This window comes from Pelosinus sp. IPA-1 (assembly GCF_030269905.1).
Taxonomy (GTDB): domain Bacteria; phylum Bacillota; class Negativicutes; order DSM-13327; family DSM-13327; genus Pelosinus.
Genome location: NZ_BSVC01000007.1, coordinates 327,120 through 353,293, shown reverse-complemented (window position 1 = coordinate 353,293; position 26,174 = coordinate 327,120). Strand labels below are relative to the sequence as shown.

The following is a 26,174-nucleotide window of genomic DNA, read 5'->3' as shown; positions in this document are numbered from 1 at the left end:
AGCCAGGATCAAACTCTCCAATAAATTATATTAGAGAACCTTGATGGCTCTTTAAAAAACTAGTTTTGTTAATCTCACCGAAGTGGACTAACTTTGTTTTGTACTCAAACGAGTACCGCACATCTGGCTTATTTTAACCTTACTTACATTGTTTAGTTTTCAAGGAACACATTGTCGCTCACAGGCAACTTACATATAATATCATAATTGATTCTACATTGTCAAATGTTTTATTATTTTATTGCTTGGAGATAAAAATAACTGGCGATGGTTATTATCTGTTAGAGTTAAATACTAAATCTCAATAATAACGTCTCGCCAATTATATACTTCATTCAACCTATTAGACTTAACAATATTTAATAATGTAGTTTTCACTCAATTGATCTAAAACACGACGCATTTCTACTATGCTTTCATGAGCCAAATTATATTTAGCAAGATCCTCACTGTGGAGCACCGAAGCTAACTTCTCAATGCGAGACAACAATTCTAATTTTTCCATGTTTCTAATCTACACCTCTATTTTAAAAATCACAAAACTTATTCTATCAATGAAATGGACTCTTGTAAAGAAATAAATCAGAGCTGGAAGCAATATTATAGAAACTTTTGCACGGCACTACCATTCAGGTAATTACAGCGCTTCCCTTGCCAGGTATCACGATCTAGCAAGGTCTTCTCAATTTCATCACGAATTTTCCACCAACCGGTCTGCCAATTCGTAAATAGAGTATTTTTCTCTGGCGCACGACCGATTAGTCGTTGGACGACAATCTCGGGATGCAAGTATTCAAGAAAAGTTACTACTCTTTCTACATATTCCTCTTTTGTAATTAATGATATCTCACCCTTTTGATACCAATCAGCCATAACTGTGTCTTTAACAATATACAGTGCATGTAACTTTACCTGATCTACCCCCATGGCTGACAAAACTTTAGCACTTTCAATTACATCAAGTTCATCATCCCAAGGCAAATTCAATATGATATGAGAACAAACTTCAAGATTGTACCGTTTTATCCGTAGCACCGCATCAAGAAACTCTGCCAAGCTATGGCCTCGATTTACTTTTTTCAAAGAATGATAGTTTACTGTCTGCAGCCCTAATTCAATACTGATATCAACTTTTTTAGATTGGCTAATTTCAGCCAACATTTCTAGGTACTTATCATTTACACAGTCGGGACGAGTTGCTAAGGCAATGCTAACCACATCTTCCTGGCAAGCTTCATGAATATATTGTTCAAGCTGCTCAACTGGTAAATAAGTATTACTAAAGTTCTGAAAATAAGGGATAAACTTTTTCGCCTTATATTTTGCTGCAATATGAATCCGATTGGCAGCAATTTGCATTTCTACTGTCATAGAAGCAGGTAAATTTTCATACCCAGCACCAATTTCACCACAAAAAACGCAGCCCCCGCCCCCACAGCTTCCATCACGGTTAGGACAAGTAACAGGTAAGCTAACAGGTAATTTATAAACTTTCTCACCATACCGCTGGCGAAGATACTCAGAGTAAACATTATAACGCATATTAATCCCGCCCTTCCACCTTTCCAAAATCTCGATCTATAATAGATTGGTACATAGTTGCTTCCGGACTATAGGAAAAGAGTATAGGGGTATCCTTCTCAACAATCTTACCTGGTTGTTTTACATATTCAAGTATATCTATGGAGAAAACTTCAATCCTATATTTCTTTTTAATATCCCGCCATGTTGTAAAACTGTAGTTAGGAATATAGTGACGTGCGATATTGGGGTTACGCCAGAATTCGTTTTTTTCCTCCATCCATAACTCTTGATTCCATGTTAGACATTCCGGCTGAATGGATCCCTTTTCACTCATTAACGCATCGAACTTCAAAAATTCCTGACATATTGCAAGCTTATCCAAATAGTAAAGTTGGCAAAAATCCAATAAATATTGATAGAGAGACTTAGCACTATGTGCAACTATATGTAATTGCTTTTCTTCCCAATAAGCAGACAGTTTCTGATAGAAATGAAAAGCATTGCCCCCTTGTAACCGAATTAGCAAGTCTAGTGTATAGCGAAATCGTCCCGTATTATATACTTGATTAAAAACGTCTTCAAGTATTTTTAGTTTCCTAACTTCACCGTATGTTAACCATTCATTAGCTAATACTTCATAGGGCGCATCATCTACAAAAATATAACCGTACTGGTCAGCAATATTTCGCATTCCAGCACCTTTTAACATCTTTAAGAAACCAATTTGCAACATATGTGGCTGAAGTTGATATACATCATTAAAAGACTGCCCAAACAAAGTAACATTTTCATAGGGCAAACCGATAATCAAATCTAGATGTAGATGGATATTATTATAGGAAACAATACGGGTTACGTGATCAACAATTTTAGGCCAATTATTATGTCGCGAAATTTTATCAAGGGTTTGTTGGTTGGTAGATTGAATACCAATTTCAAATTGAAATCTTCCTAGTGGCACTTCCCGCAGGAAGGTTAATACCTCTTCATCTAAAAGATCAACCGCAATCTCAAAGTGAAAATTAGTTCGACATTCTTGTTTCGCTAAAAAACGTAAGATTGGCAAGTAATGTTCCTTACGAGCATTAAAGGTTCTATCAACAAATTTAACTTGCCTAACATTATGCTTAATAAAAAATTCTAATTCTCTATAGACTCGTTCTAAATTAAAGAATCGTACACCTAAGGTAGCACTCGATAAACAGTACTGACAAGAAAAAGGGCATCCCCGGGCACTTTCATAATAAATAATTTTATCTTTTAGTCCTTCTATATCTTTCTCACAATAGGGAAAGGGTATGGTATTTACATCTCCTACAATCTGAGGTTTACCTACCACTACTTCTCCCTCATGACGGAATGATAAACCTTCAATCGTATTAACAGGTGTCTGGGATAATAACGCTGCCAATAAAGTCCGAAATGTATTTTCCCCCTCGCCTTGGACTATATAATCGATAAAACTATTTTTCTGCATAACTTCTAAAGGATCATAGGAAACTTCTGGTCCACCTAAGATCACTACGACACGTGGTAGCACTTTCTTCAGTAGTCCAGCTAATTTCAACGTCATATCGATATTCCAAATATAACAAGACAAACCAATAATATCGGGCTGCTCACTATAAATATCGCTCAAAATTTCAAGCACTTCATTATTAATTGTATATTCTTTCATCACTATATCAGAATGTACAGAATCACACGCCACCTTTAAATATTTCAAAGCTAAAGAAGAATGAATATACTTCGCATTCAACGTCGCTAAAACAACTTTCACTATACAATCACCCCCGTATGTATTAAAATCTATTATTTTCACTATTATGCTACTATCCTACTTTTCCATTCTATGCCCTATGATTCACCACCTGAAGGTTCTGTGAATACAATAAATAAAAGTAACCTTTAAAGGAAGGTGCCATAATGCGGATAGTCATAGATGGACAAAAAGTACCCGTTAATGTAAGAGTTAGTCGAGATTTACTAATGACACTAAAAGCCATGTCACAAACACTTCATTGGCGCATCACTTATGATACAGCCAATGAATTAGTTTATATTTATTCTCCAAGTTATGTTGTGCCAAGTTCTTTAGATCGTCCTGCACCACTCATAGAGGAGCCAGAAAGCCAACGCTTATTAGGAAAAATAATCTGTCTCGATGCTGGTCATGGTGGAAATGACCCTGGTGCCATAGGCCCATCGAAAACAATGGAAAAAGATAACACCTTAGCAATTGTCTTACTTCTACGGGATATGTTAGAAAGCAATGGCGCAACTGTGGTACTCACTCGCGACACCGACCGAAATGTGGCCTTTCCCGATTCTTCTGCCAGTGAAGAACTTGCAGCAAGGGTCGAAATTGCCAAGGATGCAAATGCAGACATATTCATCAGTATACACAATGATTCCTTTACCAGCAATACAGCCATGGGTACAACTACATTTCATTACGGAGATGCCAAATCAAAAAAACTAGCTTCTCTTGTCCAGAAGAATTTAGTGGCAGAGCTTGGTACTAAGGATAACTCTTCTCGCTTTGCAAGTTTCTATGTTATACGTTATAGCAAGATAACAGCTATACTCATTGAAGTCGCCTTTATTTCTAATCCTGAAGAAGAGGTATTACTCTCTAGTATTGATGGTCGATCGAAAATTGCCGAAAGCATCTTTCAAGGTATTGTTAATTACTTTAAAGTATAAGAAAAATATTTTTCCATATGCTATACAGGAATCCTAACTATTTTTGCCAATATATAGAACTATATCTCTATTTTGTAAAGGAGTGTATCCATGTTTATAGTACCGCACATTTTCCATTTGTCACGCAGCGCTATACAGTGCAGCCATACCGGCGGAGATTCTAGTACAAAAGAGTCTTCTAAAGTGCCCGCCCGCAGTGAAATCCCTGAACAGTACAAGTGGCATCTAAATGACATTTATGAAAACGATGATCTATGGCAAGAAGATTTTAGCAAATTAAAAAATAGCTTGTCTCATATTTCCAACTATGCAGGTACGCTAAAAAACTCTGCACAAGATCTATTGGCTTGCTTGAAAGCAACTGATGAAATCGGTAAACTTGGTGGCAAACTATACGCCTATGCCCGTATGCATCGAGATGAGAACACCGCTGATGCCAACTACCAAGCCATGACAGGCAAACTAGAATCCTTACTAGCAGAAGCTGGGGCAGCCACTGCTTTTATTGAGCCTGAAATTCTTGCTCTGCCTGATGAAACGTTAGCTGCATTTCGTAAACAAGAAACGGGGTTAAAAGAATATAGTTTTTACTTTACTAACCTCGCTAGACAAAAAGAGCATGTACTGTCACCTGCCGAAGAAGCTATTTTATCAAGCTTATCCGACGTTACACAAGCATCCGAAAATACCTTCAACATGCTTGCGCATGCTGATATAGAGTTTCCACAAACCATTAATGAACAAGGTCAAATGGTTGATCTAAGCGAAGGACGTTATAGCTTATTCATCCGCTCAAGTGACCGCAATGTTCGTCAGCAAGCTTTTATTAATTTGTTTAATACCTACAATCACTTTAGAAATACTTTTGCCTCGACTCTAAGTGGAAATGTGAAAAAAAATATTTTTTATGCAAAAACTCGTAAATATAACTCTACATTGGAATCCTCTTTACAAGGCGACAATGTACCCACAGAAGTATATGACAATTTAATTTCTACTGTCCACAACAATCTTACTCCTCTTCACCGTTATGTAGCCTTGAAGAAAAAATATCTCAATCTAGAAGAAATTCACATGTATGATTTATATACACCCCTCGTCAGCGATGTAAAACTTCCCCTTCCTTACGAAGAAGGAGTTAAACTAGTTTCTACTGGTCTAAAGCCTTTAGGCTCAGAATATGCTAATATCTTTGATAAAGGTATAACGTCAGGCTGGATTGATGTTTACGAAAACAAAGGAAAACAAACTGGGGCTTATTCCTGGGGTAATTACGGAACACATCCTTTCGTACTACTGAATTACAACGACCGCTATGATGATGTTTCTACCTTAGCCCATGAGATGGGGCATGCAATCCATAGTTACTACAGCCAAGAAAATCAACCTTACTCTACTTCCTCTTATACTATTTTCTGTGCTGAAGTAGCATCTACTACAAATGAGATACTACTTTTAGACCATATGCTCACTACTACAACAGATAAAAAGATAAAAATGTATCTCATTAATCAATACTTAGAACAAGTAAGAGCTACAGTCTACCGCCAGACTATGTTTGCTGAATTTGAAAAGTTACTTTATGAGATTTCAGAAAAAGGCGAAAGTATTACAGCTGATATGCTTGATGCGTTATGGCATGAACTTAACGTAACCTATTATGGGCCTGATGTGGTTGTTGATAAAGAGGTCGATGTTGAATGGGCGCGCATTCCACACTTTTATTGGGATTTTTACGTGTACCAATATGTTACTGGGTACTCTGCGGCCACTACTTTAGCTGAAAAAATAAAATCAGAAGGGCCAACAGCTCAAGAAAAATATATTAATTTCTTGAAAAGCGGTGGGTCAGATTACTCTCTGAATATTTTAAAGGCGGCAGGTGTTGATATGTCTTCACCAAGGCCTGTTGAAATAACTCTAGAGAAATTCTCCACTATGCTTGGTGAAATGGAAAAACTTTTAGCACAGTAACTAATCAAAGGCCGGGTAACCGGTCTTTTTTTTGTATAGAGAATCAATTATATAAAAATACTAAGAAAATGGAGGGGTACTGATGCAGTTTATAAAACCTATGTTAGCAAAACAAGGTAATCTACCCACGGATGACAATCAATATGGTTTCGAAATTAAATGGGATGGCATGCGCTGCATTCTCTACCATATAAATAACGAAATTGTATTAAGAAGCCGCAATCAAAAAGATATTACATCCCAATACCCGGAACTCCAAGAATTAGGAACAATACTGAACGGACAACAAGTGATCCTTGATGGGGAAATTATTGTCTTAGATACAAGTGGACGTCCATCCTTTTCCTTATTACAACATCGAATGGGCCTTAGCTCCTCTATTGTCATTACAAAAAAAAGGCAAGAGATACCTGTAACTTATATTTCCTTTGATATACTTTACCTCAACAATAAATATTTAATGGACCTTCCATATACAGAGCGACGCCAGATACTTGATAAACTAGAACTTTCTAGTACAAATTTGCAGGTTCCAGCTTATCAATTAGGAAATGGAAAAGAAATACAAAAGGCCGTTTCTAATCTAGGTTTGGAAGGAATTATAGCCAAACGACTTATCAGTCATTATTTGCCTGGCAAACGAAGTGACGATTGGTTAAAGATAAAAAATAACCATCGTCAAGAATTCGTGATTGGTGGTTGGTTACCTGGCAAGGGTCAACGATCTGACGGTATCGGTTCATTAGTATTAGGCTATTATGATATGACACCTAAGCAAGCAAAAGCTGAGAATAAAGAACCACAGTTTCTCTATGCGGGTAAGGTAGGTACCGGTTTCACTAAAGATCTACTCCAAAAGTTGTTAGCTATGTTAACTCCTCTTAAACGAGATAGTAGTCCCTTTTCCACTGATATCTCCCCAAGAGGCACAAACTTTGTTGAACCGCAAATAGTCGGTGAGTTTGAATTTACCGAATGGACGCCAAACAACACTCTCCGGCACCCCTCTTTTAAAGGCCTGCGTTACGATAAATCTGCACCCTTTGTAATAAAAGAAAGTTAAATTTTCAATATTAACTACTTCACTTTTAAGTAATGTAGTCTATAAAAAGGAGAATCATGATATGCCTAGACCAGTATGGAGCGGTTCGATCAGCTTTGGATTAGTCAATATACCTATCAAATTATATAATGCTGTAAAAAAGAAAACATTACATTTTCACCAGCTTCGGAAAAGTGATGGGTGCCGTATCCGGTTAAAACGAGTTTGTGCTAACGATGGCAGTGAAGTGCCAAATGAAGAAATTGTCAAAGGCTACGAGATTTCACCGGAACAGTATGTAGTTTTATCATCTGAAGAAATTGAAAACGTCTATCCGAAAAGCTCACGGCGCATTCAAATTGATGATTTTGTCCGTTTAGAAGAAATTGACCCTATTTATTTCGAGCACTCCTATTATCTGACACCTGATAAAGGAATGGAAAAGGCCTACTCTCTGTTACTATTTGCCATGAAGAAATCACAAAAAACGGCAATCGCTAATTTTGTATTACGTAATAAACAATATATTGCAGCAATACGCCCTACAGAGAATGCAATCACACTGTCAACTATGTTTTTCTCTGATGAAATAATACCGCAAAAAGAGTTAGAAGACCTACCAAGTATCGAGAATGAGCCGGATCAGCGAGAATTAACTATCGCCCTGCAATTAATTGAGTCTCTCTCCAGTAACTTTGCACCAGAAAAATACCATAATGAATACAGAGAAAAAATGTTATCGATGATTGAACGCAAAGCAGAAGGACAAGTAATCACACAGCAGCCCGCAGCCGAACAGGGTGGTAAAGTAGTTGATTTAATGGCAGCACTCGAGGCAAGCCTTGCAGCCTTAAAAAAGAAAACTCCAGCTAAAACTAGGAGGAAAAAAGCTCATGCCTAACAACACCCTAGTTCAAATTGATAATGTACAACTAACCCTCTCAAACCTAGAGAAAATCTTTTATACATCAACCAACTTTACAAAGGCACAGGTAATTGATTACTATAGTCGCATTGCCCCCTTTCTCTTGCCTCACCTGATAGGTCGTCCTTTAACGTTAAAACGGTATCCAAACGGTGCAGAAGCGAAGTTTTTCTATCAAAAACAGTGCCCTGCATTCCGCCCAAATTGGGTAGCTACAGTCCCCGTGTGGAGTGAAGGCAAGAACAAAAATATTGACTTTTGCGTAGTCCAAGACTTAGCCTCTCTTATTTGGGCTGTTAATTTGGCAGCCATTGAACTCCACACGTCCCTGTCACTGGCTGAAGACACTTTGCGTCCTACGCTACTTGTCTTCGATCTTGATCCAGGTCATCCAGCTACTATTGTACAATGCGCTGAGGTTGCCCTTATACTAAAGAAAGTCTTGGAAGATAATAATCTTCAGAGCTTCCCAAAGACATCTGGTTCTAAGGGCTTACAAATTTACGTACCCTTGAATACGGAAGCTGCCAACTATAAACAAACAAAAGATTTTGCTCATGGAATAGCTCGTCTATTAGAACAACAATATCCTTCTCTTGTTGTTTCTAAAATGAGAAAATTCTTGCGTAAAGGTAAAATTTTCATAGACTGGAGCCAAAACGATAACCATAAGACAACAGTTTGCGTATACTCTTTACGGGCAAAAAAATATCCAACTGTTTCTACTCCTATTACGTGGGAAGAAGTAGAAAAAGCCTACAAAGAACAAAATAGTACCCAGTTATCTTTCACTACCGATCAGGTTTTGGAAAGAGTTCAGAGGATCGGCGACTTATTTGCCCCCCTTCTTACACTTAAACAAGAAATACTAAATATTGGCAGTAAATAAAAAATGATCTGAATTTTAATCAGATCATTTTTCTTATTTATTGTTGACTCAAACCTTAGGACCAGCTTCTACTATTTCTGTTGGTATAGAATCTCCAAATTTTTTAATATTTTGATTAAATAACTGAGCAAGTTCCTTGGCCTTACTCTGGTATGCTTCTTTGTCTTGCCACGTATGAATTGGCTTCAAAAGTTCTGACGGTACAGCTGGACATTCCGTAGGAATATAAACATTAAAAATAGTATCCAGTTCGTATTCTACATTATCAAGTTTCCCTTCAATTGCTGCTGTAACCATAGCTCTTGTGTAAGACAATTTCATTCGACTACCTACACCATAAGGTCCGCCTGACCAACCAGTATTGATTAAAAATACATTGGTATCATGCTGATCAAGCTTTTCCCCTAATAACTTAGCATAAACTAGTGGTGATAAAGGTAAAAATGGTGCCCCAAAACAAGATGAAAAAGTAGCTTCTGGCTTAGTAATTCCTCGTTCTGTACCAGCCAATTTGCTAGTATAACCAGATAAAAAGTGATACATAGCCTGCTGTTTGTTTAACTTAGATATAGGTGGCAATACACCAAAAGCATCGGCTGTTAAAAAGACTACTGTTTTAGGATGACCACCAATTCCTGGAATCAAAGCATTCGGTATAAAATCAACAGGATAAGCAACCCTTGTATTTTCTGTTATGGAGTGATCATCGTAATGAGCTACTCTATCTTCGTCAATAACCACATTCTCCAGTACAGCACCAAAGCGTATGGCATCCCAAATTTGTGGCTCTGTTTCATGGCGTAAGCCAATGCATTTTGCATAGCAACCACCTTCAATATTAAAAATACCATGATCACTCCACGCATGTTCATCGTCACCAATGAGCTGGCGCTGTGGATCTGCTGAAAGTGTCGTCTTGCCTGTACCACTTAAGCCAAAAAACAATGCCGTGTCACCACTATGCCCCCTATTAGCTGAACAATGCATTGATAAAATTCCTTGTCGGGGCAATAAATAATTCATAACAGAAAAAATTGATTTTTTCATTTCTCCTGCATAATGTGTGCCGCCAATTAATACCATCTTCTTTTCAAAATGAATAATAATAAAGGCCTCTGAATTCGTGCCATCGATTTCAGGTACAGCTTTAAAACCTGGCATACAACAAATTTGGAAATCCGGCTGAAAATCTTTTTCATTAAGTTCCTGGCGTACTAGTAATTGATGAATAAATAAATTCTGCCAGGCAAACTCATTATAAAATCTTGCCTTTATGTGATATTGCTCATCAGCACCAGCAAAACCCTCAAATACAAATAGTTCACGATTTTCCATATATGCTAACATGCGATTATACAACTGTTCAAACTTTTGTTCCGTAAAAGGTTTATTACTTCCCCAGGAAATTTCACTATGCACTGCTGGCGAATCCACAATAAATTTGTCATTAGGAGAACGCCCCGTATATTTTCCTGTAGCTACCCGTAGTGCACCGTTTGCAGTTAATAAGCCTTCTTTTCTTGCTAAGGAAATTTCTACCAATTCCGACGAAGTTAAATTCCAATGAACCTTACTTGCACCGTTTAGTATAATACTGCTGTCCATCATGTACTCCCCCTTCATATAATAATCCATCAATCGTAACAAAGATGCTTTATCAATAACAATATATGTTTTTCCATATATTGTTATTCCTATTAGTAAAAAATTTCACATGGGAATCGTGACTGCACATAAAAAAAGTACAGTCATATTATTATATTGTGCGTTGGTGTGGAAACCTCGCCTTTAATAACATGACTGCAACATATAATCTAAAGCTTCATTAGTCTTTATTCTTATTTATTATCTTCTTTATAATATTAGGCATATCCTCTTTCTCAATAACAATATTATGATAAATAGTTGCCTTCTCCAGTGCCGCTAGCGCTGGCGGTACTGGCCAGCCACTCACTTTGGCTAATTCATGCAACATGGAGAATTCATCTTTTCCATTCATAACATTGGAGCCTGCAAGCGCAGCTAATACACTCTCGTTAAACTTAAAAGGGCTAGCTGTAGATACAATAACTTGTGGAGTCATATCTTTGGTCTGTTGACGATATCGATCTGCCACTTGCCAAGCTACGGCTGTATGAGGGTCTGCTACATAGTTATATTTACTAAATACATTTGTAATCATCTCTTCAGTACCCTTGTCATCTACCCAATCAGCCCAAAAAGTCTTCTTAATATCTTGTAGAACTTTTTCTCCAACTCGATAATGACCGTTATTGGTTAATTGCGCCATCCATTCCCCTACCTGCTGACTATTACCATCGGTCATGTGATATAACAAACGTTCCAAATTACTAGAGATTAAAATATCCATAGAGGGAGATAGGGTTTTATGAAAAGTCCGTTGTCTATTATACACACCAGTATTCAAAAATTCTGTTAGTACATTATTGTTATTCGATGCACAAATCAGTTTCCCAATTGGCAGTCCCATTAATTTTGCATAATAAGCCGCTAATAAGTTACCAAAATTTCCTGTAGGCACAACAAAATTTACGAGTTGTCCCAACTTAAGGTGACCATCCCGTAGCATATCAGCATAAGCACTAAAATAATATACAATTTGTGGTACTAATCGTCCCCAATTAATTGAATTAGCAGATGATAATTGAAAACCATTCATTGCTAACTCCTTATTATATTGAGGATCATTAAAGATGGTTTTTACACCTGTCTGGGTGTCATCAAAATTCCCCTTCACAGCTACAACAGAAACGTTAGAACCAAGCTGAGTTACCATCTGTAAACGCTGAATTGGACTGACGCCTTCTTCAGGATAAAATACAATGATTTTAATTTGTTCAACGTTGGCAAACCCCTCTAAAGCAGCCTTACCTGTATCTCCTGATGTTGCCGTTAAAATTACAATTTCAGACTTTTCGCCAGTTTTACGAAGGGCTCGTGACATGAGCTGCGGTAGGATTTGTAGCGCCATATCTTTAAAAGCACTTGTTGGGCCATGCCATAATTCAAGAACAGAAGTCTGATCTCCAATAGGAACGATCGGTGCAATCCGAGAGTCATCAAACTTATCTGTTGTGTAAGCAGCAGTAATGCAAGCCCTTAATTCTTCTTCGCTATAATCAGATAAAAACAAGCGTAATACGTGTAATGCTCTCTCTTGATAATCAAAATTCACTAAATTAGCTAGCCACTTTTCATCTACTTTAGGAATTGAATCTGGTACAAATAAGCCACCATCAGCAGCTATTCCTCTTTTTATGGCTTCCGCCGCCAATAGTTTATCATTTTCCCCACGAGTACTACTATACATGCTAAACTCCCTTTCTTAGAACAATGTTTTTTGTCTATTAGCTTGACCAGCACATTTACACTTCAAGAATTGATTTTTTTTCTACAGAGCCACCGTTATAACAAACCATCATCTCACTTGTTACAGTAAGTATCTTTTTGAGCTCTTCTTTTTCTACTTCCCCATCTGCATATATTACTACCAAAATATTACGCGTAGCTAACGTTACCGCTGTACGAGCCGCATCAGCCATTGGATTACCAAATATCCCGTTGTCATCTACCAACAGTGGCGTTACGTTGTGTGAACTATTACTCTTATCATTTTCCTCTACATCCAGCTGGCAGCTTACATTTCCCGCAATTTGATCTAAATCATACAAACCAAAGGGTAACAAAAACTTGATCGCACAGTAATTAGCAACAGCGACTGCACTGTTTACATAGTGGACGCCTTTTCGTTGTAACACCCGACGAACAACTTCTTCTGATGCTGTAGTATGCCGAACTGGATTAAACTCTACTTTTTTTAAACTCCGTACTCCCACTATTGGTGGAATATCCATCAGTTCATCTATATTATAGAATTTAGCTGCTTCAATTTGTAAATGAAAAAATTCTTGAGCCAACGATGGCGGTGTACCTTGTACCACAATATTACGAATAACAAGATAACCTAAACTACGATTAGAACTATACTGCATTTTATTTTTCTGAATATCAAACTGCATAATATGCCTCCATTGAAAATATACAAAGTTAATTTTACACCATATCACGGGCAAGATTACACAATTCGCCCTTTGTGGCGCTCACCAAATCACTGGGAGACACAAGAATCTGACAACCTCGTATGCCAGCGCTGATTGAGATATAAGGCCATTTCATCATACTAGCATCAACATAAACCGCAAACTGTTTTTTTGCGCCTAAAGGCGAAACTCCACCTCGAATATATCCTGTTATCTTCTGAACATCTTTCAATGGCACCATATCAACCTTTTTATTACCACTAACAGTAGCCACAGCTTTTAAATTAAGCTCTGCGCCACCAGGGAGGCAAGCCATAAATACTCCTGTTTTATCACCATATACAACCAATGTTTTGAAAACTTGTTCTAATGGCACTCCTATTTTTTTTGCTACATTTTCTGCACTCAGATCATTTTCATCTACTTTATATTCACGTAATTCATAGGTAATTTTTAGCCCATCTAAAATACGAGCAACATTTGTTTTCTTCAAGAAATCTCCCTCATTTGTTCATTTTGAGCAATTATATTATATTTTTACTATACTATTATGTAACAAAAATTGCATATTTCAAATAGTATATTATTCTTGTAACCTTCTTGTCAATAAACTTTCCAAAGTATACAAAATCGAAAATAACTTGGCTTACACCAAGTTATATAAATGCAAGCACCAAACTATTTTAAAACCAAACTTTTGTTCATCTAAAAGTCCAATACCATATACTTAACTTTTACATTTGGGATCGCCTTTAAATGTTGTTCCAACTCCGCTACGACAGTTTCCTCCCCCTTTAACTGTAAAAGAATCATTCCATTATTAGAACATCCCTCAGTTACATCTCCATGTAGCCCAAGCCTAACCCTAATATAGCAGCCATACTTAGTTAAGACATCTTGAACTTTCACCGCTGTTTCTACTCTATTTTCCTGAAAGATTGCCATGATACTTGAATAATTGTCCATAAGAATCCTCCTAAAAACATAATATTCATTACACTATAAATTATGAACTGTTATACAAAACTCCTGCTTTTTTCTTAGTATACCCATATATATTTTTTAAAATTTTGTCGTGGCTTAATTCTATTATCATGTACTTAAGCTAAGAAGGATCTTTTTCTCCCTTTGGGGCAGGATATCATTATATAATATAGAATTGTTATATTTTAGCTTTATACCTAGCACTCACATTTTCCCTAGATAAGTTTATCTTTAAACCTAAAAAAAGAGGTGACGTCCTTTGCTTAAGATAGCTCTTGCACAAATCGAAATTATCCCTGGCAGACCTGATATTAATACAAAAACCATGCTTACTATGATAAAACAAGCTCGCCAACAATGTGCACAAATGATTATATTCCCTGAAATGTCCATTCCAGGTTACTTTCTTGGCGACACCTGGGAACAGCTTACATTTTTAAAAGACTGTGAAGAGTATGGTCAACGAATCATTAATGCTTCCACCGACATATGTATTGTATTTGGTAATATTGCAATGGATTGGAATAAGGTAAACGATGATGGTCGTGTACGTAAATATAACGCTTGCTTTATCGCTCACCAAGGTAAGCTTTTAGGAAATGATAACTTTCCTTATCCTTACCGCATTAAAACATTACAACCAAATTATCGAGAGTTTGATGATTCACGCCACTTTTATAGCTTACGCAAATTGTCAGTCGAATTAGGCAAAAACGTAGGCCAACTTTTACAACCTGTTACATTAAATATAGCCAATAAACAGCTTAAAGTTGGTTGCTTGCTTTGTGAAGATGGTTGGTGCGATGATTATGCTGTGAAACCCATCGGTGCTATTCACCAGAATGGTCCCGTTGATTTTTTCATCAATATATCAAGCTCGCCTTATACCATTGGGAAAAACAACAAACGAAATCGTCTTTTTTCTTCCCAAGTGAAAAATGTAAATTGTCCCTTAATTTATGTGAATAATACAGGCATACAAAATAATGGAAAAACCATTTACACATTTGATGGCTGCAGCACGGTATACAATCGCAGAGGAGAAATCATTGAATATTGTCCAGCCTTTTCCACTAAACTAGCCTGTGTCGACCTGCATCTTACCACTGAACATATAGAAACAGTAACCGCAACTCCTAATGATGATAGTGATATTCATACTATCTACCAAGGAATTGCTTATGGCACAAAACACTTTCTAGATTCGATTGGTATGAGAAAAGTAGTAATTGGTGCCTCAGGAGGAATTGATTCTGCCGTAAGTGCTGCTATCTATACAAAAATCCTTGGCCCCGATAATGTATTATTAGTAAACATGCCAAGCATATATAATTCCAGAACGACAAAAGACTTATCGGCAAAATTAGCACAGAACTTAGGTTGCCAATATACCATCATTCCCATTCAAGAAGTTGTTGATTATACCGTAGAACAACTTAAAAAATCTTCTATTACAAATCTTTCCACTGGAGATAAGCAACAATTAACCATTAGCCCCTTTGTCATCGAAAACATTCAGGCCCGCGATCGATCAGCTCGTATTTTAGCTGGTGTTGCCGCAGCCTTCGGTGCTGGTTTTACTTGTAACGCTAACAAAAGTGAGATGACGGTAGGTTATTCTACTCTCTATGGAGATCAAGCTGGTTTTTTAGCGGCGTTGTCTGATCTTTGGAAACACCAAGTTTATGAGTTAGCAGAGTACCTCAATCGTCATATTTACAAAAAAGAAGTAATTCCTCAAGATATCATCGACCTTGTTCCTAGTGCTGAACTTTCTTTTGAACAGTCTGTTGATGAAGGAAAAGGTGATCCAATTATTTATCCTTATCATGATTATCTTTTTAGAGCCTTCATGGAACATTGGAACCGTAGAACTCCGGAAGATATACTATTATGGTATGAACAAGGTATCTTAGAAGAAAAAATAGGCTGCCAGACAGGACTTGTAGCTACACTCTTCCCTACTCCTGTTGAATTTATTACTGACCTGGAAAAGTGGTGGAAACTCTATACAGGTATGGCGGTTGCTAAAAGAATTCAAGCACCTCCCGTTTTAGCCGTCAGCAGACGAGCTTATGGCTTTGATCATCGGGAAGCCCAAAATAGAACCTACTTTACAATGAATTATGAATTGTTAAAAGAAAGACTATTACAAAATCGCTCATAAAAAAGGCTAGAGATTCTAAGTTATAAACTTGGAACCTCTAGCCTTTCCTTATGAGTGACTTTTATTTTTAATTAAACAAACTTTATCTTTTTACAAAATACAAAAATAATCCTACTGCAGTGATACAGAAAAGTGCAATAGGCAGAGCAACAATTAATAAGCCTAGAAAAATGATGCCCAACATGATCTTGGTAAACAACCCTGTTTGCCCCGTACCAAAATTTACATGTTTTATATAAATCCGCTGTTTTTCATGATAACCACTATAGGGATTAGAATATTCTTCTGCTGTTTTTTCACCCTCTTGTTCAATCGTAATACCACCAAAATCCTGCTTAGCCTCTGGAGTCAACACCTGAACCTTATGTTCCATATCTATGCATGTAGGGCATTGTTGCGTTTCTGATTGTAATTCGCTGCCACAAACTATACACTTCATGATAATCTCTCCTGACATAGTATAGAATTTCTTAAGCACACTTTTATTGCCTTAGCATAAACCATTACTCTACAAATAAGGATACCACAAATCCGTCCTCACTCAAATAGCGTGCATCAAACGCTTGAAGCTGTAGTACCTCATATAATTCAGTTCTTTTTTTATAAATACTTGCAGTTGAAATGCCCGCCTTAGCAGCAAGTTCCTCAATGATAATATTATTCACACCATTAATTTGTGTATAAGCAAAAAATAGGGCTGTTGCCCAAATTGTTGCTTTACGAACATTAACAGCAGTAAGCTGGCAGTAGTCATACCACATTCTTTCAAGTAATCTTTGATCGTAACTGGAAAGTCCATGCTCTAATACCAAGTCGTGCAATAAACTAATTACCATTTTATTAGGCACTCGCTTCTCTTCAATTTTGGGATAAGTACGCTCCAATTGATTCATTGATGTAACGTTTACTTTTGCAAGAGTCACTAAAATATTTATTGTATGGCGAACGACAAGTGCATGACGTTTAAAAAAGTCCTCTAAAGTTGCCGTAGGCTCTTGAATTGCAAATATTTCTTTTTGCCGAATTACTTCATCCATTATACGTTTTCTAAGATTTACGCTAATCTCCATGCTAGTTACATAATTAATCATTACTAACCCCTGAGAGAAAATATGCCCAAAAAATAATAGCTTTTTTAATGTTTTATAATCAAAGTCAGGAGTAGGTAGTTGAAATACTTCGTTCGTAAATAAATTAATACACTCTACTAAGTCTTGACTCAATATTCTCTTGATATAGAATACTGTAAAACTTGAGCCTAATAAACTTTGTAGTATTTGATACTCATCCGCGTTTAAACGTTCGCGACATGTTGTATGGAAATATTCCAATGGTTTTAAATCATTTTCTAGTAAATGATAGTCGAATAAAAAGTAATCCCAAAAACCTAACCAAAACTCTTCTTCCACTTCCTCAGAAGCATTCTCAAAAGGACCAGTATATAAATATAAGGCACGTTCAAAATCCTCTGTAAACTCCGGTTGTTGAAAGTATTTCCCTAGTTTGAGCATTAAACCTTCGACTGCTTCACCAATCACTATGCCAATAGGCACTTGATCAAATTCATCACCTTGCCTATCACCGTCGAATAATGCCAATTCATTAATTGTAGACTGAGTATTGATAAGTTTTATTACTTTTCCACCACTTATTTCCTGGGCCGCTTGTTTAATTTCATCAATACTCGCAATAAGATTTTTTGTGAGTAAGTAAGTATAAAAGTCGATAAGAACACTAAAAAAGTGACGAACAGGCTTTAATGTTGCTTTAAATCCTACAACATTTTCAGATAGCCATTTGATCATAAAGCTATATTCAGATAAGCTAATTTCATCTAGGTCTTCATTATTAAAATGAGTTAAATAAAGAATAAAGATTTTTACTTGGTACCACAAATCTTTAAGTTTATCATCGTTAATTCCTTGCCAAGCCCTTTGCCGTAAAAATCCTTCTACCCATTCCTGTTTAACAATAGGCTCCCATACAATTGCTTCATCATAAAAAACTTGTACCTGATCATATACATTTTTCTTCATCGAGTATAAATATCTCCTTTAACCCATAGCTTCCAAACCATTTTTCAACATTACAGGTTATTATAACATTTTTCCTAATGCTCAACCAGTACAAAGCAAGGGATTATCCTCTTAATTCTATGATTAGGAATATAGGATTCATTACTATTTCTATAACTAGAAAAATATGTTATAATATAAACCGTGTGAAATTAGTGAGATGAGGTGCTTTCATGTTTAAAAAAACGATTGTATTCCTTTTTATCATACTCCTACTAAATATGAGCCTGTGTTTAGCGGCATCATCTGACGATAATGCAATGATTGCAGTAGCCTTATATATTGATACATCTGGACACTACATTCCAGGTACTGACTTCTTAAATAAAGCACTTAATGAGGTTATCCGTTTTAAGATCAATGCTTTGTTTTTAGGCAGTGAAGTACAGTCTGGTAACGCAGTGCTACGAGACCTTACACGCTGCGGCATTACAAATACAGCATCAGCTACTCCTGATTTATTATCTACATATGCTAGTAATGCGCACGTAAATTATGTAATGCTCTTTACCATTCATCCCTTGGATTTCTCCCTTGACTTAAAAGCCTTCTCCTCTGCAACTAATAGTTATCTTGTGGATAAATCAATTACAAGACCAGATGGAACAGAAGCGTTATCTGCTGTTGATACTTTCTCAGCTATGATCAGTGATCAGCTTACAGAGATTTTTCAAACAATCCACTCTTAAGAAAAGAAATCCTATTCACGAAAGTGAGTAGGATTTCTTTTCTTTTTAAAATTTATCATTCATTAATGATTTCAGAAAAGTAAATTACGGTGACCATATCTTCAATATGTATAGTTCTTTCATAAATTATTTCAAAAAAACTAATTAGCTCATCGACTGTTTTTATATTAGGGTTTTGTTGGCTTAAATCCTGAGTAGTGAGTTCGGAGAATTTTTTAACAATTGCCTTGTCAATAATCGCTGGATACAATTTTCTTTTATTATTCGTTTTTTTTCCGACAGTAATCCAAACTATTGAATTCTCGGGATAGGTCTCTTTGATATCACCTAAGCGGATGGTAACGTTTTTTTGGCGATTCATCAGCAATTTTTCGTTGTGTGGTGATAAAAAATTTAGTGCGAACATAATGTATTCTCCCTTCAGCCCCCTATAGTTGATAGCAATATTATATGACATTTCATTACTTTTTTAAAGAAAAACTGATGAATGTCATATAAATTTATTCAAATAAAACACCTTCACTATGAACATTTCTCCTTTAGATTATTTTTTATTTCTTGCATTTCGAAGAATCTATTGGGAAAACTAATTGTAAGGGGGTGTTAATAATGTCTTGTTATCATTGGCGTCACAATCGGTCCGATACGATGAAAGATTTGCACCACGTGATGGGATCAAAATTAACTATGGTTTTAGTTACTGGAGCACTTGTCTATCTTGGAGCTAAAACTATCCATCACATGATGAATGATTAACACCGCTCAATTGCCCAAGCCAAAAACTTGGGCAATTAATATAGAGACAAAGAGAATCTATTTACCTTAATACAGTCTTCTTGTTGGAGATGTTTATCATGAAATTATACAAGTATACTACTTGGCGCCCTTTTGATGCAGAAGGTAATTCCCATAAATGCAATACTCGCGAAAATTTACTACGTTCTTTACTTTACTTCAACTCTGCCGAAAAATTTAACGATCCCTTTGATCTTTGTCCCTTTTTTGATATTGATTGCTCCGATGACGAGCTTAAAAGAACAACAACAGAAACTATAATGCAAGAGGAAGGCCTTTCTCTACTAAAAGCACGAAGAAAAGCATTGCAGTTAATACGACAGCAAGGTTTACATACCATAAGTGGACGTAAGTCTGCCGTCGAAAAAATTACTGCTAAAATGATGAATGTTGGAGTTTGTTGCTTTACGACAAATCACCCTACTACTATTTTAATGTGGTCTCACTACGGTGATCATCATACAGGACTTTGCCTTGAATTTGATATTCCCAATGAAATGTCCTCAAACGAAAATCTGGAGTGTTCATTTCTTCCACCAGTCCCCGTAACTTATAGTAACCATTTACCAAAGTTTAAATTAGTGAGACATACGCTTGATGACTTATTATGTTGTTTAAGAACAAAATCTATGGAGTGGAAATATGAAAATGAATATCGGGCAATGCATCGTAACTATATCGGAACCATAGCCTACTCCCCCAGCCTCCTACAATCCATTACAGCTGGTTGTAAAATGGAAGATAAGGAGTTTGATGAGCTCTCTAAAACTATTAGAGATATGAAGGTTCATCCGAACTTATTTCGTGCACAAAAAAAGGAACGAGAATTTGGTTTAACACTTATAAAATGCTAATCAGATATTCGTTTATAGTTTAATTAAAAAGTTCCCTATGCACAAAGCTTAGGGAATCTTTTAATTGGCTATATTTGACCACTCATGGATTCATCAAAACACTTTCTACATCTTTGTTAAATTTTTCACTTCTTAGATATACCTCTAATAACTTATAAGTCTCTTCTGATATGACATTCTCTTCATTCAGAAGAAAACTAATCTTTTGAGCCAGCTCCAATTCATTATTTTGTATTAGTTCTTGGTAAACTTGCCTTAATTCTTCTGTATTTCCGTCTTTTACATTACGGATATTGTTAATAATAAAGTTTTGACATTGTGGTAAATACATATATTTGTTTAGGTAACCCATTAATTCATCTTGCTCTCTTTTATCCTGCCAACTAAATACGGATGCTAAATCATTAATAATATTTCTTACACCATCCACAAACATTCCTCCCTTTATTTTTATGATCTACCATATATTGTATGATTAGTCATCTAGTTTTAATAAACCATCTAAACCAATTGTCCCTCCAATCTCTGTCAATTATTCAGAGAATTTTTAGTAGAATTTGGGCAAAAAAAAACGCCTTCTCAGACGTTTGACATTAAAAACATAGATCTTATTAAAAATAAATAACAAGGCTCTTGCTAGCTCCTTTTGTAGCAATTATTGTTACAAGAGTAGCATACATTAAATATGTACAAATCCTATGCATTCTATCACCTCAGTGATAGTGTAACATTTCTATAAATGTTAGCGATACCGGAAATATCTGGTTATGCTTTAGTAGAAACTCTAAGTATTCACCCTATCCGATTCTGAAGCTACCTTTAGTATGCTCACTCTTTATCTCGTTCATAAGATTATGATATTCATTAAGCATAACATCTAGCATTTTACTAACTAAGACTACTTGTGGATCTGTAAAACTTTTTCCTTCTGATACCTTATTTAGTCGTTGTCTTAATTCCTCCGCTTTACTAAGAACTACCTCTGCTTCAGTCATATGATTTTCATCCTTTTAATACTATTTTTCCCCAAAAAGGACTGTGCTATTCCCTGTATATATCGATTGAAAATAATTTTATGTTTTCTTAACGCAAATCCTCAGCTGAAAGGCTCTTCCCCAGCTTACCGATCGCCTTCTTTTCAATTCTAGAGACGCAAATAGCAAACCGCATAATGTTATTATCGACCTTCGCTGATATTTATAGGATGAGATGATTTATTATTTTGCGCTTTGAGAAATAGCATATCCACGTTTAAAATGTTTATCACATGCAGCAGCATATAAAATCATCGCTTGTTTAATATCTATTTTAGATAAGTTCATGCCTGTTAAAGCATTATAGACTATTATCAAGATTTGTTTATCAACCAGCGAATAATAAGTGGCTACTTCATTAATAATATTTTCTTTTGTGTCTAACGTTTTCATTATGTATCAGTTCTCCTTTTATATAAAAAATATTTAATTTGTAAAATATGTTGTTATATTTATTTCCGTCACTACTCGCCATTCTCAATGATGGTTAGCAGTTTTAACGAACACAATCGAACATGTGTTCGATTTATTATACCATACATTTATAATAAATCGATAAATAACCTAAAACTTTCCTAAAATTCTCTTATTTCGACAAAAATAAAAAGACCGCTGCATCTTGCAACGGTCTTAACTGCTATTTAACCTACTCACATAAAACACTCCTTTGTAAAACGTGATTTTTGGGTTTATATAGATTCGACCACTTTTTATTTTCCCCTGCCAGAATTGTATATAAATTTAGATAAATGTTACCAATTTACTTTTTCGGTATATAATTCTGCGACTGCCACTCCGAACGCCATTGCAAGTTTTCTTTCTTGTACTGTTGTCAGCGTTCTCTTTTGACCATTTTTTATTAGCGATAACATACTTTTATCAATTCCAGATCGTCTTGCTAATTCAGCCCACGTGATACAATGTTTTTTCCTTAATTCATCAATCCTTAACTCTACTATAAACCCTCCATTTATGGAGCCGATTTTGTTGTTGTTAAAAGTTGCATTTTATAACATTTTTCGACAATTAATAATAACATCATCTAGTAGTATTAGCAATAGCTAGCGTTAGCCGTGACTAGCTTACAGCAGCCATTCCAAATGTTATATTATTTTTGGGGTGGATTTATGGGAGAATTAAAAAATAGGACATATTTAAATACAATAGTACCTATATGGCAAGCTAAAAAAGTACGGAAATTAAGCAAAGATACGAGAATACCTATATCCCGATTAGCGGAAGAAGCGTATAATGATTTATTAAAGAAATACGGCATAGAATTAGAACTGGAAGAAGAACTTACTGACTGAAATAGCGGTAAGTTTTTCTTTTTTATTACGCATAATAAAAGTTTCCTTCATTAAATACGTTTTTTATGCTAATAGTTTTATTTGGTATTCTTTACTTTCGTGCAGGAATATAATGTTATTTGTTGTATTTTTATATTAAAAACTTAATAGGAGGTACTATTTTGGTATTTATCGGATTACTTTCGATTTTAGGAATCATAATATGTTTAATTGGAACCATTGTCATGGCGATAAAAAGGAACAAACTGTGGAAGAAATGGTTGTTAGGCTCCCTCGGCTGTTTCGTTTTACTTGTGACGGTAGCATTAATAGACAGCCCACAAAGCACTACAACAACTAAAGATCAGCCACCCCAAACAACAACATCTGTACAAGAAAACCAACAACAGCCATTGATTAGTAGTCAGCCCACTACATCTCAGGAACGAATGGAACCAAAAGAACAATTGGAAAAAATAATTAAGGATTCTACAAAAGACAAATTTAAGAAAGTTTCTACTGTTGTTAGAGCAGATGGTAAACTAGCTTCTGAAATCTACATTTCTGGCAATGAAAACCTCACTATTCCCCTAACGCGAAAAGGAATTTATAGAGACGGAGCAGATTTATTCGAAAAAATATATACTTCTGGACTCCCTATTTACGAAATTAGAGAATATATCCATCTACCTCTTACCGATAAATACGGAAATACATCTGACAGCATAGTAGTCAGAATGACACTTAAGCCAGAAACTGCAGCAAAAATCAATTGGAAAAATGTTGATAAACTAGACTTTGCTAACATAGTAGATAATTCCTGGACTCATCCAGCTTTACTCAAGGAATAAGTATGACAGTCAAAGTCATTTATTTTTAGATAATAATTATATAGTCTTTCAAGAAGCTCTCTATGCAATTATGTTAGAGAGTTTTTTCTTACACCAATTAGGTAGGCGACTCTCCTATTATTTACCCCATGATTCCACCCACTACTTATGATATAATAATCATTATTATGTAAACTATAATATAGAAAGGATGTGGGTAAAATGAAATCAATGTGGAAGGGCTTATTGTCTTTTGGCTTAGTCAATGTCCCTGTAACAATGGTTAAGGCTACTCGCTCCAAGGCTATTAGTTTTAACCAGTTGCGGAAAAGTGATTTTAGCAGAATACAGTATAAAAAGGTAGCTAGTGATGGCGCGGAAGTACCAGCAAGCGAGATTATCAAAGGTTATGAGGTATCACCGGACCGATACGTTATTATCACAGATAGTGATTTAGAGGCAATTTCCCCCAAAGCAAGCAGAATTATCGAAATCAGTGACTTTGTGAAACTTGAAGAAATTGATACGAGATTTTATGATAATAGCTATTATCTAGTGCCCGATCAAGGAGCATCCAAAGCCTACTCATTACTGCTCAAAGCTATGACAGATGCAAACGTTGTCGGTATAGCTAAATTTGTCCTAAGGAATAAGGAATATCTTGCAGCTATACGCCCTACCGATAATGTCATTTCGCTCTCAACAATGTTATTTCCGGATGAAATAGTTTCCACAAAGGAACTTGAAAATGATTTACCTGCAAATGTTGAGCTATCAGATAAAGAGCTAAAAATGGCTAAAACCTTGATTGATTCTCTAATCACCAAATTCGATCCGACTAAATACGAGAATGAGTACCAAAAACAAGTTATTAAAATGATTGAAGCCAAGGCTGGTAATGAGGAAATTATTAAAACTACTGATACTACACCTCGTTATTTAGACCTGATGGCAGCGTTGGAAGCGAGTATTGCATCTACAAAAGCAGCATCAAAGGCAAACGAGAAGAAGAAATCTCCTAGAAAATCAAAGAAAACAGCATAAAAAAACCCCCTATATGATTAGGGAGTTTTTCCTATTTCCGTTCCATAAACCATTTTCCTTGATCACAAAATAAATAAACTTGCTTATTACAGATCCTGCAGGTATACCGAGTTCCCATTCCTCCTGCTTTGAGAGATGCAGCTTGTCTAACGTCTAGAAGCCGATCAACTTCAAATACCCGCCCATCTTCCCACTTAATTGATAATGGTCTGATATTACCTTGTAAATCGTGTTTTGCTACGACTTCAACGAAAACTTTGTAATTACTCATATTTCACCTCTAAGACGAACATATGTTTGTTTTATTGTAAGGCTTTTCTAAGCGGATGGCAAGTGGTAGTTGGTGGGAAATAAGAAAATGCCGCCTCACCAGAAGGTAAGGTGGCATTAGTCATCTAATTAAATATGTATTTTATTTAGCAGATTGTTCGATGATATCATAATGAACAACATAATCACAAAAGGCTCGTCCTAAAGGAGTGAAGAGATCCCTTATTAATATTGGATTGAGAATGGCCTCAGTACGAACACTCTTTAAGTAATTTTTTTCGAATAATGACTGATGAACTTTGGTTACGATCTCAGCATATTCTAAACCAGATTTTGTAATTAATTTTATTATAAATTCAGATTGAGAACTTACTGATATTCCTTCTAAATTATATGCTGCAAATAAAACTAATATTTCTCCTGATGTCAATTCCTTTGCCATTTGCATAAATTGAAGGGGCAAAGGACTCTCCCTGCTACTCTTATCCTCGGTTGCAGTAACAATATAAATTTTTTTAAGTAGTTCAAGCCTAGAAGGATCAGGAAGATCTTGTTCTAAACTTCGTAGTAGTTCAATGAAGCACATTAAATTTTGGTCTGATTTAATATAATCATCCTTAATTTTACCAGCATCTATATAATATTTAAATTCTTTTTCTAGAGTTTCAAGAAATTTTCCCGAAAACATACCTTGAATTGCATGCCCTACCGATTGAATCATTTCACTACGCTTAGAACTAATTAATCCAGTAAAAAACTGAGCAGTTACAAGCATCTTATCTTTGTAGTATTGAGACGCTTGTTTTAGTTGTTCTTGACTTATTAAGTCAAAACCATCGCCATCCATTAAGTAACCCCCTTAGCTTAAATATTATTAATTAAGAATTCTAATAGTATTTATTGAATACCTGCATACAAATACACCTTATTTTTTGTTTTAATACAAAAAATCCCCGCCCTACCAATTAAGGTAAGACGGGGATTTTTATGTGGATAATTAATTTTATATTCTACGGCCGTCC

Annotated in this window: 28 protein-coding genes; 11 read left to right on the top strand and 17 right to left on the bottom strand. The window is 35.7% G+C overall.

Going from position 1 to position 26,174, the window contains the following annotated elements:
• Nucleotides 1-349 precede the first annotated feature (349 nt).
• The 3 genes from QSJ81_RS18845 to QSJ81_RS18835 form a co-directional block, all read right to left on the bottom strand.
• Nucleotides 350-505 (bottom strand): hypothetical protein, encoded by a 156-nt coding sequence (locus tag QSJ81_RS18845; RefSeq protein WP_285718876.1) that lies wholly within the window; start codon nucleotides 503-505, stop codon nucleotides 350-352.
• Between the two features lie 95 nt (nucleotides 506-600).
• Nucleotides 601-1,542, bottom strand: coding sequence for a tRNA modification radical SAM protein MnmL/YtqA (gene mnmL / locus QSJ81_RS18840; RefSeq protein ID WP_285718875.1), 942 nt, complete (start codon nucleotides 1,540-1,542; stop codon nucleotides 601-603).
• A gap of 1 nt (nucleotide 1,543) precedes the next feature.
• Nucleotides 1,544-3,304 carry a B12-binding domain-containing radical SAM protein gene (locus QSJ81_RS18835; RefSeq protein ID WP_285718874.1) on the bottom strand — a complete coding sequence of 587 codons (1,761 nt, stop codon included), beginning with the start codon at nucleotides 3,302-3,304 and terminating at the stop codon, nucleotides 1,544-1,546.
• A 146-nt stretch (nucleotides 3,305-3,450) separates the two neighbouring features.
• Between QSJ81_RS18835 and QSJ81_RS18830 the strand changes: the two genes are divergently transcribed.
• The 5 genes from QSJ81_RS18830 (at nucleotide 3,451) to ligD (QSJ81_RS18810) (ending at nucleotide 9,060) form a co-directional block, all read left to right on the top strand.
• A complete protein-coding gene (locus QSJ81_RS18830) occupies nucleotides 3,451-4,230 on the top strand; it encodes an N-acetylmuramoyl-L-alanine amidase family protein (protein WP_285718873.1) in 780 nt (259 codons plus the stop codon).
• Between the two features lie 90 nt (nucleotides 4,231-4,320).
• The gene (gene pepF / locus QSJ81_RS18825) at nucleotides 4,321-6,204 is read left to right on the top strand and encodes an oligoendopeptidase F (RefSeq protein ID WP_285718872.1); all 1,884 of its coding nucleotides are present in this window, start codon (nucleotides 4,321-4,323) and stop codon (nucleotides 6,202-6,204) included.
• A gap of 82 nt (nucleotides 6,205-6,286) precedes the next feature.
• A complete protein-coding gene (gene ligD / locus QSJ81_RS18820) occupies nucleotides 6,287-7,267 on the top strand; it encodes a non-homologous end-joining DNA ligase (RefSeq protein WP_285718871.1) in 981 nt (326 codons plus the stop codon).
• Between the two features lie 61 nt (nucleotides 7,268-7,328).
• Nucleotides 7,329-8,147 carry a non-homologous end joining protein Ku gene (gene ku / locus QSJ81_RS18815; protein ID WP_285718870.1) on the top strand — a complete coding sequence of 273 codons (819 nt, stop codon included), beginning with the start codon at nucleotides 7,329-7,331 and terminating at the stop codon, nucleotides 8,145-8,147.
• Nucleotides 8,140-9,060 carry a non-homologous end-joining DNA ligase gene (gene ligD, locus QSJ81_RS18810; RefSeq protein ID WP_285718869.1) on the top strand — a complete coding sequence of 307 codons (921 nt, stop codon included), beginning with the start codon at nucleotides 8,140-8,142 and terminating at the stop codon, nucleotides 9,058-9,060. The genes ku (QSJ81_RS18815) and ligD (QSJ81_RS18810) overlap by 8 nt, the downstream gene beginning before the upstream one ends.
• Before the next feature lie 48 nt (nucleotides 9,061-9,108).
• On the opposite strand, the gene pckA is transcribed toward ligD (QSJ81_RS18810), so the two are convergent.
• The 5 genes from pckA to QSJ81_RS18785 all read right to left on the bottom strand — a co-directional run bounded on the left by pckA (nucleotide 9,109) and on the right by QSJ81_RS18785 (nucleotide 14,087).
• Nucleotides 9,109-10,665 carry a phosphoenolpyruvate carboxykinase (ATP) gene (gene pckA, locus QSJ81_RS18805; protein WP_285718887.1) on the bottom strand — a complete coding sequence of 519 codons (1,557 nt, stop codon included), beginning with the start codon at nucleotides 10,663-10,665 and terminating at the stop codon, nucleotides 9,109-9,111.
• 220 nt (nucleotides 10,666-10,885) lie between these two features.
• Nucleotides 10,886-12,391 (bottom strand): threonine synthase, encoded by a 1,506-nt coding sequence (gene thrC / locus QSJ81_RS18800; RefSeq protein ID WP_285718868.1) that lies wholly within the window; start codon nucleotides 12,389-12,391, stop codon nucleotides 10,886-10,888.
• Between the two features lie 55 nt (nucleotides 12,392-12,446).
• Nucleotides 12,447-13,100, bottom strand: coding sequence for a B3/B4 domain-containing protein (locus QSJ81_RS18795; RefSeq protein ID WP_285718867.1), 654 nt, complete (start codon nucleotides 13,098-13,100; stop codon nucleotides 12,447-12,449).
• A 34-nt stretch (nucleotides 13,101-13,134) separates the two neighbouring features.
• Nucleotides 13,135-13,614 carry a Cys-tRNA(Pro) deacylase gene (ybaK, locus tag QSJ81_RS18790; RefSeq protein WP_285718866.1) on the bottom strand — a complete coding sequence of 160 codons (480 nt, stop codon included), beginning with the start codon at nucleotides 13,612-13,614 and terminating at the stop codon, nucleotides 13,135-13,137.
• 212 nt (nucleotides 13,615-13,826) lie between these two features.
• Nucleotides 13,827-14,087: a CPF_0552 family protein gene (locus QSJ81_RS18785; protein ID WP_038671439.1), complete on the bottom strand. Its 261-nt coding sequence runs from the start codon at nucleotides 14,085-14,087 to the stop codon at nucleotides 13,827-13,829.
• A gap of 277 nt (nucleotides 14,088-14,364) precedes the next feature.
• On the opposite strand from QSJ81_RS18785, the gene nadE reads away from it, so the two are divergent.
• Nucleotides 14,365-16,272, top strand: a complete 1,908-nt coding sequence (gene nadE, locus QSJ81_RS18780; RefSeq protein ID WP_285718865.1) for an NAD(+) synthase — start codon at nucleotides 14,365-14,367, stop codon at nucleotides 16,270-16,272.
• A gap of 82 nt (nucleotides 16,273-16,354) precedes the next feature.
• On the opposite strand, the gene QSJ81_RS18775 is transcribed toward nadE, so the two are convergent.
• Both QSJ81_RS18775 and QSJ81_RS18770 read right to left on the bottom strand, forming a co-directional pair.
• Nucleotides 16,355-16,711: a hypothetical protein gene (locus QSJ81_RS18775; RefSeq protein WP_285718864.1), complete on the bottom strand. Its 357-nt coding sequence runs from the start codon at nucleotides 16,709-16,711 to the stop codon at nucleotides 16,355-16,357.
• Nucleotides 16,712-16,775: 64 nt separating this feature from the next.
• Nucleotides 16,776-18,308: a hypothetical protein gene (locus tag QSJ81_RS18770; protein WP_285718863.1), complete on the bottom strand. Its 1,533-nt coding sequence runs from the start codon at nucleotides 18,306-18,308 to the stop codon at nucleotides 16,776-16,778.
• A 212-nt stretch (nucleotides 18,309-18,520) separates the two neighbouring features.
• Between QSJ81_RS18770 and QSJ81_RS18765 the strand changes: the two genes are divergently transcribed.
• Nucleotides 18,521-19,036, top strand: coding sequence for a hypothetical protein (locus QSJ81_RS18765; RefSeq protein WP_285718862.1), 516 nt, complete (start codon nucleotides 18,521-18,523; stop codon nucleotides 19,034-19,036).
• A gap of 55 nt (nucleotides 19,037-19,091) precedes the next feature.
• On the opposite strand, the gene QSJ81_RS18760 is transcribed toward QSJ81_RS18765, so the two are convergent.
• Complete coding sequence (locus QSJ81_RS18760; protein ID WP_285718861.1) at nucleotides 19,092-19,442, bottom strand: ASCH domain-containing protein; 351 nt, start codon at nucleotides 19,440-19,442, stop codon at nucleotides 19,092-19,094.
• A 448-nt stretch (nucleotides 19,443-19,890) separates the two neighbouring features.
• Between QSJ81_RS18760 and QSJ81_RS18755 the strand changes: the two genes are divergently transcribed.
• Nucleotides 19,891-20,685: a DUF2971 domain-containing protein gene (locus QSJ81_RS18755; protein WP_285718860.1), complete on the top strand. Its 795-nt coding sequence runs from the start codon at nucleotides 19,891-19,893 to the stop codon at nucleotides 20,683-20,685.
• Between the two features lie 82 nt (nucleotides 20,686-20,767).
• Here the strand turns inward: QSJ81_RS18755 and QSJ81_RS18750 are convergent, their stop codons facing one another.
• The 4 genes from QSJ81_RS18750 to QSJ81_RS25750 form a co-directional block, all read right to left on the bottom strand.
• On the bottom strand, nucleotides 20,768-21,115 hold the full coding sequence (locus tag QSJ81_RS18750) for a hypothetical protein (RefSeq protein ID WP_285718859.1): 348 nt from the start codon (nucleotides 21,113-21,115) through the stop codon (nucleotides 20,768-20,770).
• Nucleotides 21,116-21,482: 367 nt separating this feature from the next.
• Nucleotides 21,483-21,680 (bottom strand): aspartyl-phosphate phosphatase Spo0E family protein, encoded by a 198-nt coding sequence (locus tag QSJ81_RS18745; RefSeq protein ID WP_285718858.1) that lies wholly within the window; start codon nucleotides 21,678-21,680, stop codon nucleotides 21,483-21,485.
• Nucleotides 21,681-21,902: 222 nt separating this feature from the next.
• The gene (locus tag QSJ81_RS18740; RefSeq protein WP_285718857.1) at nucleotides 21,903-22,112 is read right to left on the bottom strand and encodes a hypothetical protein; all 210 of its coding nucleotides are present in this window, start codon (nucleotides 22,110-22,112) and stop codon (nucleotides 21,903-21,905) included.
• Nucleotides 22,113-22,471: 359 nt separating this feature from the next.
• The gene (locus QSJ81_RS25750) at nucleotides 22,472-22,663 is read right to left on the bottom strand and encodes a helix-turn-helix domain-containing protein (RefSeq protein WP_352230916.1); all 192 of its coding nucleotides are present in this window, start codon (nucleotides 22,661-22,663) and stop codon (nucleotides 22,472-22,474) included.
• A gap of 183 nt (nucleotides 22,664-22,846) precedes the next feature.
• Here QSJ81_RS25750 and QSJ81_RS18735 point away from each other — a divergent pair, with 183 nt between their 5' ends.
• The 3 genes from QSJ81_RS18735 (at nucleotide 22,847) to ku (QSJ81_RS18725) (ending at nucleotide 24,882) form a co-directional block, all read left to right on the top strand.
• The gene (locus QSJ81_RS18735; protein ID WP_285718856.1) at nucleotides 22,847-23,029 is read left to right on the top strand and encodes a ribbon-helix-helix domain-containing protein; all 183 of its coding nucleotides are present in this window, start codon (nucleotides 22,847-22,849) and stop codon (nucleotides 23,027-23,029) included.
• A 161-nt stretch (nucleotides 23,030-23,190) separates the two neighbouring features.
• Complete coding sequence (locus QSJ81_RS18730) at nucleotides 23,191-23,859, top strand: hypothetical protein (RefSeq protein ID WP_285718855.1); 669 nt, start codon at nucleotides 23,191-23,193, stop codon at nucleotides 23,857-23,859.
• Between the two features lie 201 nt (nucleotides 23,860-24,060).
• Complete coding sequence (gene ku / locus QSJ81_RS18725) at nucleotides 24,061-24,882, top strand: non-homologous end joining protein Ku (protein WP_285718854.1); 822 nt, start codon at nucleotides 24,061-24,063, stop codon at nucleotides 24,880-24,882.
• 31 nt (nucleotides 24,883-24,913) lie between these two features.
• Here ku (QSJ81_RS18725) and QSJ81_RS18720 read toward each other — a convergent pair whose 3' ends face one another.
• Entirely contained in the window at nucleotides 24,914-25,153 is a 240-nt protein-coding gene (locus tag QSJ81_RS18720) for a hypothetical protein (protein ID WP_285718853.1), read from the bottom strand.
• A gap of 141 nt (nucleotides 25,154-25,294) precedes the next feature.
• On the bottom strand, nucleotides 25,295-25,999 hold the full coding sequence (locus tag QSJ81_RS18715) for a hypothetical protein (RefSeq protein ID WP_285718852.1): 705 nt from the start codon (nucleotides 25,997-25,999) through the stop codon (nucleotides 25,295-25,297).
• Nucleotides 26,000-26,174: the final 175 nt, after the last annotated feature.

Excerpts from the sequence above, each read along its gene's own strand:
- QSJ81_RS18845 (WP_285718876.1), bottom strand. The coding sequence starts at position 505 with ATGGAAAAATTAGAATTGTTGTCTCGCATTGAGAAGTTAGCTTCGGTG.
- mnmL (WP_285718875.1), bottom strand. The coding sequence starts at position 1,542 with ATGCGTTATAATGTTTACTCTGAGTATCTTCGCCAGCGGTATGGTGAG.
- QSJ81_RS18830 (WP_285718873.1), top strand. The coding sequence starts at position 3,451 with ATGCGGATAGTCATAGATGGACAAAAAGTACCCGTTAATGTAAGAGTT.
- pepF (WP_285718872.1), top strand. The coding sequence starts at position 4,321 with ATGTTTATAGTACCGCACATTTTCCATTTGTCACGCAGCGCTATACAG.
- ligD (WP_285718871.1), top strand. The coding sequence starts at position 6,287 with ATGCAGTTTATAAAACCTATGTTAGCAAAACAAGGTAATCTACCCACG.
- ku (WP_285718870.1), top strand. The coding sequence starts at position 7,329 with ATGCCTAGACCAGTATGGAGCGGTTCGATCAGCTTTGGATTAGTCAAT.
- ligD (WP_285718869.1), top strand. The coding sequence starts at position 8,140 with ATGCCTAACAACACCCTAGTTCAAATTGATAATGTACAACTAACCCTC.
- pckA (WP_285718887.1), bottom strand. The coding sequence starts at position 10,665 with ATGGACAGCAGTATTATACTAAACGGTGCAAGTAAGGTTCATTGGAAT.
- thrC (WP_285718868.1), bottom strand. The coding sequence starts at position 12,391 with ATGTATAGTAGTACTCGTGGGGAAAATGATAAACTATTGGCGGCGGAA.
- QSJ81_RS18795 (WP_285718867.1), bottom strand. The coding sequence starts at position 13,100 with ATGCAGTTTGATATTCAGAAAAATAAAATGCAGTATAGTTCTAATCGT.
- QSJ81_RS18785 (WP_038671439.1), bottom strand. The coding sequence starts at position 14,087 with ATGGACAATTATTCAAGTATCATGGCAATCTTTCAGGAAAATAGAGTA.
- QSJ81_RS18775 (WP_285718864.1), bottom strand. The coding sequence starts at position 16,711 with ATGAAGTGTATAGTTTGTGGCAGCGAATTACAATCAGAAACGCAACAA.
- QSJ81_RS18770 (WP_285718863.1), bottom strand. The coding sequence starts at position 18,308 with ATGAAGAAAAATGTATATGATCAGGTACAAGTTTTTTATGATGAAGCA.
- QSJ81_RS18765 (WP_285718862.1), top strand. The coding sequence starts at position 18,521 with ATGTTTAAAAAAACGATTGTATTCCTTTTTATCATACTCCTACTAAAT.
- QSJ81_RS18760 (WP_285718861.1), bottom strand. The coding sequence starts at position 19,442 with ATGTTCGCACTAAATTTTTTATCACCACACAACGAAAAATTGCTGATG.
- QSJ81_RS18755 (WP_285718860.1), top strand. The coding sequence starts at position 19,891 with ATGAAATTATACAAGTATACTACTTGGCGCCCTTTTGATGCAGAAGGT.
- QSJ81_RS18745 (WP_285718858.1), bottom strand. The coding sequence starts at position 21,680 with ATGACTGAAGCAGAGGTAGTTCTTAGTAAAGCGGAGGAATTAAGACAA.
- QSJ81_RS18740 (WP_285718857.1), bottom strand. The coding sequence starts at position 22,112 with ATGAAAACGTTAGACACAAAAGAAAATATTATTAATGAAGTAGCCACT.
- QSJ81_RS18735 (WP_285718856.1), top strand. The coding sequence starts at position 22,847 with ATGGGAGAATTAAAAAATAGGACATATTTAAATACAATAGTACCTATA.
- ku (WP_285718854.1), top strand. The coding sequence starts at position 24,061 with ATGAAATCAATGTGGAAGGGCTTATTGTCTTTTGGCTTAGTCAATGTC.
- QSJ81_RS18720 (WP_285718853.1), bottom strand. The coding sequence starts at position 25,153 with ATGAGTAATTACAAAGTTTTCGTTGAAGTCGTAGCAAAACACGATTTA.
- QSJ81_RS18715 (WP_285718852.1), bottom strand. The coding sequence starts at position 25,999 with ATGGATGGCGATGGTTTTGACTTAATAAGTCAAGAACAACTAAAACAA.